Here is an 8,321-nt window from a genome sequence, read left to right as displayed (position 1 = left end):
GACCCTGGCCTGGGCCGACCCGGCGCAGCGCGAGCTGGTGCTCGACACCCGCGACCTGGCCATCGGCGCCGTCGAGGCCCGCAACGGCAAGCGCAGGTTCCGCGCCGTGGACTTCCGCCTGGCCGAGCGCGACGAGCGCTTCGGCAGCAAGCTCACCATCACGCTGCCGCGCCAGTACGAACAGGTGCGCGTCACCTACACGACCTCGCCCCAGGCCTCGGGCCTGCAGTGGCTCAGCCCGGCCATGACCGCCGGCGGCAAGACGCCCTTCATGTTCAGCCAGTCGCAGGCCATCCACGCCCGCAGCTGGGTGCCGCTGCAGGACACGCCGTCGGTGCGCTTCACCTACAGCGCCCGCATCAGGACCCCGGCCGACGTGATGGCGCTGATGAGCGCCGACAACGACCCGGCCGCGCCGCGCGACCGCGACTACAGCTTCCCCATGCCCCCGGCCATCCCGTCCTACCTGATGGCCATCGCCGCCGGCGATTTGGTGTTCAAGCCGATTTCCGCGCGCGCCGGCGTCTGGTCCGAGCCGCGCACGGTGGACCGCGCCGTGAAGGAGTTCGAAGACACCGAGAAAATGATCCAGGTGACCGAGCAGCTTTACGGCGACTACCGCTGGGGCCGCTACGACCTGCTGATCCTGCCGCCCTCGTTCCCGTTCGGCGGCATGGAAAACCCCCGCCTGAGCTTCATCACGCCCACCGTGATCGTCGGCGACGGTTCGCTGGTGTCGCTGATTGCGCACGAGCTGGCGCATTCGTGGTCGGGCAACCTGGTCACCAACGCCAGCTGGAAGGACATGTGGCTCAACGAGGGCTTCACCAGCTACGTCGAGAACCGCATCGTCGAAGCGCTGTACGGCAAGGAACGCGCCGACATGGAGTTCGTCAACAGCCGCAACGGCCTGGCGGCCGAACTGCTTGAAGTGCCCGAGGCGCAGCAGGTGCTGGTGCTGCCGGCCCGTGGCGGCAGCGACCCCGAGGACGCCCTGGGCGCGGTGGCCTACGACAAGGGCGCGTGGTTCCTGCAGTTCCTTGAGCAGCGTTACGGCCGCGAGGCGTTCGATCCCTTCCTGCGCAGCTGGTTCGACACGCACGCGTTCCAGAGCGTGGACAGCGACCAGTTCGTGGCCTTCCTGCGCACGAACCTGATGGCCGCCCAGCCCGGCGCGGTCACCGACGCCGAGCTGGCCGCGTGGCTCACCCAGCCCGGCATCCCGGAAACGGCGCCCAAGACCACCTCGCCGCGCTTCGACGCCGTGGACGCGGCGCGCGAGTCCTGGACCAAGCGCCGCGTTGCCGCGCGCGACCTCAAGACCGCGAAGTGGACCACGCAGGAGTGGGTGTATTTCCTGGAAGGCCTGCCGTCCGAACTGCCGGCCGACCGCCTGGTGGAACTGGACCAGGCGTTCCGCTTCACCGGCACGCCCAACGGTGAGCTGGCGCAGCGCTGGTACCCGCTCAGCGTGCGCAGCGAATACTTCGAGGCGCGCCCGGCCATGTCGCTGTTCCTGCGCAAGATCGGCCGGCGCAAGCTGATCATGCCGACCTACGAAGCGCTGGCGCAGACCGCTGAGGGCCTGGCCTACGCCGAACAGATCTTCGCGATGTCGCGCCCGGGCTACCACCCCATCACCAGTGGGTCGGTGCAGGCGCTGCTGGAGAAAGCCAAGGCCGCCAACGCGGCGCCGGCGCAATAACGTGAGAAAGCGCCGCGGCCAAGGATCGCGCAAGATCGTCCTGGTCACATCGCTGGGCCTGGCGCTGGGCGTGGTGGGCTTCGCGGCAACGGCGCCCGAACGGGTGCTCGACGCCGAGTACGCGCGCCAACGCTGGCTGGCCGGCGCGGAAGTCACGCAGTTCAGCGTGGCCGGCCATCGCTGGTCGGCGCTGGAAGCAGGGCAGGGCGCCGGCAGGCCGCTGGTGGTGCTGGTGCACGGCTTCACCGGCAGCAAGGAGAACTGGCTGCCGCTGATGCGCGAGCTGTCCAAGTCCTATCGCGTGGTGGCCCCCGATCTGCCCGGCTGGGGCGAGAGCGAACGCCAGCCGGGGGGTGACTACGGCCCGGTGGCGCAGTCCGAGCGCCTGGCTGCGTTCCTGGGCGCGCTGCCGGAAAAGCCGGCGCTGCTGGTGGGCCATTCCATGGGCGGGCAGATCGTCGGCCTGGTGGCCGCGCGCCATCCCGGCCTGGTCGATCGCATCAGCCTGATGTCGTCGGCCGGCGTGCGCTACCAGGAAAACGCTTTCGCCAACGCCGTGCTCGCCGGCGAGAACCCGTTCCAGGTAACCAACAAGGCCGAACTCAAGCGCTACCTGGGCATCGTGTTCATGGACCCACCGTTCGTGCCGTGGCCGGCCAATGAAGCGCTGGTGCGCCGCCGCCGCGCCGACGCGCAATTCGAACAGGGCGTGCTGGACGGCATCGGCCGCGGGCCCGATGCCTTCGCGCTGGAAGAAGAGCTGGGCAACATCCGCGCGCATACGCTGCTGCTGTGGTGCCGCGACGACCGCGTCATCGACGTCAGCGCCGCCGAAGTGTTCCATCGCGGCCTGGCCAGCAGCGCCACCGTGATCCTGGCCGGCTGCGGCCACATGCCGATGATGGCGCAGCCGCGGCAGGTGGCCGGCGCCATCGGCGGCTTCCTGGACGCGCCCGGCTGACGCGCATGCGTCGCGCCCTGTCCGGCGGCGTGCATCCGGGCTGGCGGATCCTGCGCGGGCTGGCGTTGGCGTGGCTGCTGCTGACGGTGGGCTTCGTGCTGGCCAGCGCCTTCACTGCGCGGGGGCTGCCCGACCTGCAGCCCTGGCACCGGTGGGAGTTCGCCAGCGAACCCGACGCCGCCCGCATCAACGGTATGAATTGGCGCGGCTACGAGCGCGCCGAGCAGGCGGTGTTCGACGAACTGCAGGCGCATCTGGCGGCCAACGCCACCCCCGGCCGCTACCGCTACCAGGCCGGCAGCACCCTGGGGGCACGCGGCGGCGCCACGGACTGGAATCGCAGCCAGGTGCTGATGCCCGCCGGTGCGGTGCGCGGCGGCGTGCTGATGCTGCACGGCTTGAGCGATTCGCCCTACAGCCTGCGGCATCTTGCCCAGCGCTACACGGCGCAGGGCTTCGTGGTGGTGATACCGCGCATGCCGGGCCACGGCACCGCGCCTTCGGGCCTGCGCCAGGCCCAGTGGATGGACTGGCTGGCTGCCGCCGAACTTGGCGCGCGTGAAGTGAAGGCCCGCACCGGTGCCGGCAAACCCTTCCACCTGCTGGGCTATTCCAACGGCGCGGCGCTGGCGCTCAAGTACGCGATGGACCGCGTGGACATCAACGGCAGCGAAGGCCTGCCGGCGCCCGACCGGATGGTGATGGTTTCGCCAATGATCGGCATCGGCCGGCTGGCGGCCTTCGCGCGCCTGATGCCGCTGCTGGGCGGCATTCCCTATTTCGAGAAATCGCGCTGGCTGGACGTGCAGCCGGAGTTCAATCCGTTCAAGTACAACTCGTTCCCGGTGAACGGCGTGCGGCAATCGTGGCTGCTGACCGGCGTGGTGCAGGCGCAGCTGCTGCAGCTGCGCTCGATCGGCCGCAGCGAGCGGCTGCCGCCGATCCTGGCGTTCCAGTCGGTGCTGGACGGCACCGTCAGCACGGCGGCGGTGGTGCGCAACCTGTTCGACCAGTTGCCCGCCAACGGCAGCGAACTGGTGCTGTTCGACATCAACCGGCAGGCCGTGCTGGCGCCGATGTTCACCCAGTCGGCCAACGCCCTGGTCGAGACGCTTCAGCCCGGCGACGCGCACACGTATCGGCTCACCGTGGTGGGCAACGTGGACGCCGACACCGCCAACATCGCCGAACGTCGGCTTGAGCCCGGCCAGCGCCAGGCGGTGCTGCGGCCGCTGGCGCTGTCCTACCCGGCGGACGTGTATTCACTGTCGCACGTGGCGCTGCCGTTCCCCATGGACGACCCGCTGTATGGGCTGCAGCCACGCATGGACGAGGACTACGGCATCCGGATCGGCACGATGGCCCTGCACGGCGAGCGCGGCGCGCTGTCGGTGGCCGCCGAGCAGCTGATGCGGCTGAGCTGCAACCCGTTCTACGATTACCTGGCGCAGCGCGTGGACGAAGCCATCGAGGCCGACCTGCCGCCGCCTGCCCAACCCTGAAATTCAACGTTGCAGGGCTACCCCGGGCTTCGTTGGCACGGGCGGCGTAACATCGCGGCTTGTCCACTATCCCGAGCCGCCCATGACTGTTTCCCTGCACACCGCTTCCGTTCCCGTCTTCCAGCAGATGCTGGGTGGGCTTTCCGATGTGCTGGCCAAGGCGGCCGCCCACGCCGCCGAGCGCAAGATCGACCCCCATGCGTACCTGCAGGCGCGCCTGTACCCGGACATGTTCCCGCTGCTGCGCCAGGTGCAGATCGCCTGTGACTTCGCCAAATCGGTGTCGGCGCGCCTGGCGCAGGCCGAGGTGCCGGCGTGGGAAGACAACGAAGCCAGCTTCGACGACCTGCAGGCGCGCATCGCCCGCACGCAGGCGTTCATCGCGGGCCTGGATGCCGCCGCTTTCGAAGGCGCGGACGCGCGCGAGATCGTGCTGCGCCCCGGCACGCCGAAAGAAAAGCGCCTCGGCGGCCAGGCCTACGTGCTGGCCTACGGCCTGCCGCAGTTCTTCTTCCACGTCACCACCGCGTACGCTCTGCTGCGCCACGCCGGCATCGAAGTCGGCAAGCGCGACTTCATGGGCAAGTACTGAGCCCTCACTGCTTCATGTCCGGCCGACCCTCGGTGAGGGGCGGCCGGACGGCGCGCTCAGGGTTGGGTGTTGGCCAGGGCGTACAGGAACTCGGCGTAGAAGACCGCCTGCCGGTCAATGCCGGCCAGCTTGGGGTCCTTGGCATCGATCAGGTACCACTCGTCGGGCGCATGCATCTGGCCGCCCTGGCCGATGCCCACGAACACCGCCGGCAGTGACACCGGCGGGTCGGTGAAGCGGTAGCCGGGCCAGGATCCCGCCAGGCGCGGATTGAGCGTGTGGGGCAGGCCGGCGCCAGCCAGCGCGGTCACCAGGGCGTCGACAATGGCCGATTCGCGCGGCGTCTCGGTGGGGCCATAAATGCCGCCGGGGACGATTTCGATATCGGTGAAGCCGCGCTTGTCGAGGTGGGCGCGCAGCTTGGCCACCACTTCGTCGGCACGCATGTCGGGCACCAGCCGGAAATCGATCTTGGCCTCGGCGCGCGACGGCATGGACGTCTTGCCGCCCGGCCCGGTGTAGCCGCCGACCAGGCCCTGGATGTTGACGGTGGGCTGCGATGCCAGCCGCGCCAGGCTGGTGCGGAAGTCTTCGCCGGCAATCCAGCCCTGCACTTTCAGGTTCTTCTTGATCGCCGCCTCGGCGGCCGGCTGCAGGCCGGCATCGATCAGCGCGAGCTGCTCGGCGGAAAGCGGCCGCACCCGGTCCATCCAGCCATCGATGGCCGGCGTGTAGCCGTCGTCGGCCACCAGGGTGTCCAGCGCTTTGACCAGGCGCCATGCGGGGTTTTCCACGCGCGCGGCGTTCATCGAGTGGATTTCCATGCCCGGGCCGCGACCCGAGCGGGCGCCATCGGCCACCAGCTGGATTTCAGCCACGCCCTTGGCGCCCAGGAAGATTTCAACGCCGCCGTCTTCGCCCTGCCAGGCCACGGGCAGGATCACGCCCACGGCGTCGGCCAGGGCCTTGGCGACTTCCGGTTCGCTGGTGATCTGGCCGAAATGTTCGGACCCGGTTTCTTCTTCGCCCTCGGCCACCAGCACGATGTTGACCGGCAGGGGCGTGCCGGTGGTCCTGAAGGCGCGGATGGCGGTGAGGAAGGTGGATTCCGGGCCTTTCTGGTTGATGGCGCCGCGGGCAATCATCACGGTCTTGCCGCCTTCGCGCTCCACCAGTTTTCCTTCCAGCGGCGGGCTGGTCCATTCACTGGCGTCGAACTGCTTCACGTCGTACATGAAGTACACGGCAAGGGTGGTGGGTGCGCCAGCGTCCAGGCGGGCGAAGACGCCGGGTGCGCCGTCGGTGGGAATGATCCGCGCGGTGTCGAAGCCCGCGTCCAGCAGCATGCGCTGCATCAGTTCGGCGCCTTCCTGGCGGTTGAGTTTTTCGGCGTTGATCGACGGCAGTGCGATCCACTCGCGCAGGCGGGCGAGGGCCTGGTCGTGGTCGGCGGCGATGGCGTCGCTGAGCACGGTGCGCGTCTGTGCCGGCATCGTCGGCGCGGCGGGCTGGGCCGTGGCCACGCCCGCCAGGGCACAGGCAAGGCTGGCGCCCAGCAAACAAAGGGTTTGTCTAAGCATGGTCTGCGCACCTTGCAAGGGGGTGAGCCCTGAGTATGCCGGACGATGAACGGCCCGTGCGCGGCCAGGACCCGCCGCGGCTGAACAACGCCTCCGGCGGGTGCAGCGTGCGCGAAGCGCACGGCGCCGCCGGCGCCGCGCCCATCTACTCACTTGGGTGAATAACCAAAAAAAGGCCGCGCAGTGCGCGGCCTTTTTCCTGGGGACTGCGGCATGCCGTTACGGTGCGGGCGGAGCCACGGCCTCGGCCCGCGATGCATCGCGCGCGGCCTTGAACGCATTGCCTTCGACGTAGTTGGGCCAGGCGTCGTTGTTGGCCAGCGTGCGGCCTACGCCGTACAGCGCGTACAGGTCCTGCACCACGCCGCGCAGGTCCCAGTTGGCGTCGAACTCATCGGCGGGCTTGTGGTAAAGCGCCGTGGTGTAGTTGGCCTGCACCTGGCGGCCGAATTCGACGCCCTTCTCGACGTGGTCGATGCCGCCCTTGGCATACAGCGCCGGCACGCCGTACTTGGCGAAGCTGAAGTGGTCGGAGCGGAAGAAGAAGCCCTTCTCGACGCCGTCCTCTTCCACCAGCGTGCGCTCCTGCTTTTCAGCGATCGGGCGCAGCACGTCGTCCAGCTCCGAATTGCCCAGGCCGATCACCACCATGTCCCTGGTTGGGCCCACCACCGACATCGCGTCGAGGTTGACCACCGCCACCGTGTCCTTGAGCGGGATCACCGGGTTGGCCGCGTAGTACTTCGAACCCAGCAGGCCCGACTCCTCCAGCGTCACCATCAGGAACACCACGCTGCGCGCCGGCTTGGCGTTCTGCACCGCGAACATCTCGGCGATCTCCAGCACGCCGGCCACGCCCGTGGCGTTGTCGATGGCGCCGTTGTAGACGTGGTCCTCGGCTTCCGTCGGCGCGGCGGCCTTGTCGCCGCCGTGGGTGGCGCTGTGGTCGCCCAGGTGGTCCCAGTGCGCCGTGTAGACAATGGCCTCATCGGGGCGCTCGACGCCCGGCAGCTTGGCCAGGATGTTCTTCGAGCTGGCCTCGCTGACGCTGCTGGTGAGCGAAGCGGCAAACGTGGCGTCGCCGAGGGCCACCGGCTTGAAGCCCGGCTTGTTGGCCGCGGCGCGCAGGGTTTCCAGGTCCAGGCCGGCGTCGGTGAACAGCTGCGCGGCCACTTCACCGGTCAGCCAGCCCTGCATCGGCAGGCGCGGCTCGGGGTCGGCGCTGGTGGGCAGGTCGTACTGCGCGCCCGACCAGCTGTTCTTGACCACGTCCCAGCCGTAACCGGCGCCGGCGTCGTCGTGGATGATCAGCGCGGCCGACGCGCCCTGGCGAGCGGCTTCCTCGAACTTGTAGGTCCAGCGGCCGTAGTAGGTCATCTTCTTGCCGCTGAACAGTTCGGTGTCGCCGGCGTGGAAGCCGGGGTCGTTCACCAGCATCACGACGGTCTTGCCCTTCACGTCCAGGCCTTCGTAGTCGTTCCAGCCGGCCTCGGGCGCGTTCACGCCGTAGCCCACGAACACCATCGGGCTGTCGGCCACGTCCACCTGCAGCTGCGCGGTGCGGGTGCCCAGCGCCATCTGCGTGCCGAAGGCCAGCGGGCGGGCTTCACCGTTGAGCGTCATGGACGCGGTGCTGGCGGCCTCGTCGGCGGTGGTCACCACCATCGGCACGTCCTGGAACCAGCTGTCGCCGTTGCCCGGCTGCAGGCCCAGGCGCTTGAACTGCGCCACGACGTAATCGGCGGTTTTCTGTTCGCCGTCGGTGCCCGGGGCGCGGCCGCCGAACTCGTCGGACGACAGCACCTGGACATGCTGGCTGAAGTCTTCGGCCGAGATTTCCGGGCCGAAGCCGTGCTTGACCGGGGCAGCTTCGCCAACCGCGCGGGGCCCGGGGGCCGGCGGGGGGGGGGGGCGCGCCCCCCCCCCCGGCGGGGGGGGGCAAAAAAACCTGAGGGGGGTAGTGGTGGGGGGGTACTCACCA

Annotated in this window: 6 protein-coding genes; 4 read left to right on the top strand and 2 right to left on the bottom strand. The window is 69.3% G+C overall.

Annotated elements, in window-relative coordinates:
* From K0M70_RS09400 to K0M70_RS09385, 4 genes are all read left to right on the top strand, one after another.
* Nucleotides 1–1,705 (top strand): M1 family metallopeptidase (locus tag K0M70_RS09400; protein ID WP_290781584.1); only part of this gene is annotated, 1,705 nt, incomplete at its 5' end.
* A gap of 1 nt (nucleotide 1,706) precedes the next feature.
* The gene (locus K0M70_RS09395) at nucleotides 1,707–2,666 is read left to right on the top strand and encodes an alpha/beta fold hydrolase (RefSeq protein ID WP_290781582.1); all 960 of its coding nucleotides are present in this window, start codon (nucleotides 1,707–1,709) and stop codon (nucleotides 2,664–2,666) included.
* A 5-nt stretch (nucleotides 2,667–2,671) separates the two neighbouring features.
* Nucleotides 2,672–4,168: an alpha/beta hydrolase gene (locus K0M70_RS09390; RefSeq protein ID WP_290781580.1), complete on the top strand. Its 1,497-nt coding sequence runs from the start codon at nucleotides 2,672–2,674 to the stop codon at nucleotides 4,166–4,168.
* Between the two features lie 82 nt (nucleotides 4,169–4,250).
* Nucleotides 4,251–4,760: a DUF1993 domain-containing protein gene (locus K0M70_RS09385; protein WP_290781578.1), complete on the top strand. Its 510-nt coding sequence runs from the start codon at nucleotides 4,251–4,253 to the stop codon at nucleotides 4,758–4,760.
* A gap of 56 nt (nucleotides 4,761–4,816) precedes the next feature.
* Here the strand turns inward: K0M70_RS09385 and K0M70_RS09380 are convergent, their stop codons facing one another.
* Nucleotides 4,817–6,340 (bottom strand): M20/M25/M40 family metallo-hydrolase, encoded by a 1,524-nt coding sequence (locus K0M70_RS09380; protein ID WP_290781576.1) that lies wholly within the window; start codon nucleotides 6,338–6,340, stop codon nucleotides 4,817–4,819.
* A 219-nt stretch (nucleotides 6,341–6,559) separates the two neighbouring features.
* Nucleotides 6,560–8,321: M28 family metallopeptidase (locus K0M70_RS09375; RefSeq protein ID WP_290781575.1), on the bottom strand; the 1,762-nt coding region annotated here is incomplete at its 5' end.

This window comes from Arenimonas sp. (assembly GCF_019459675.1).
Lineage (GTDB): Bacteria > Pseudomonadota > Gammaproteobacteria > Xanthomonadales > Xanthomonadaceae > Arenimonas.
This window is presented reverse-complemented; position numbering and strand designations above follow the sequence as displayed.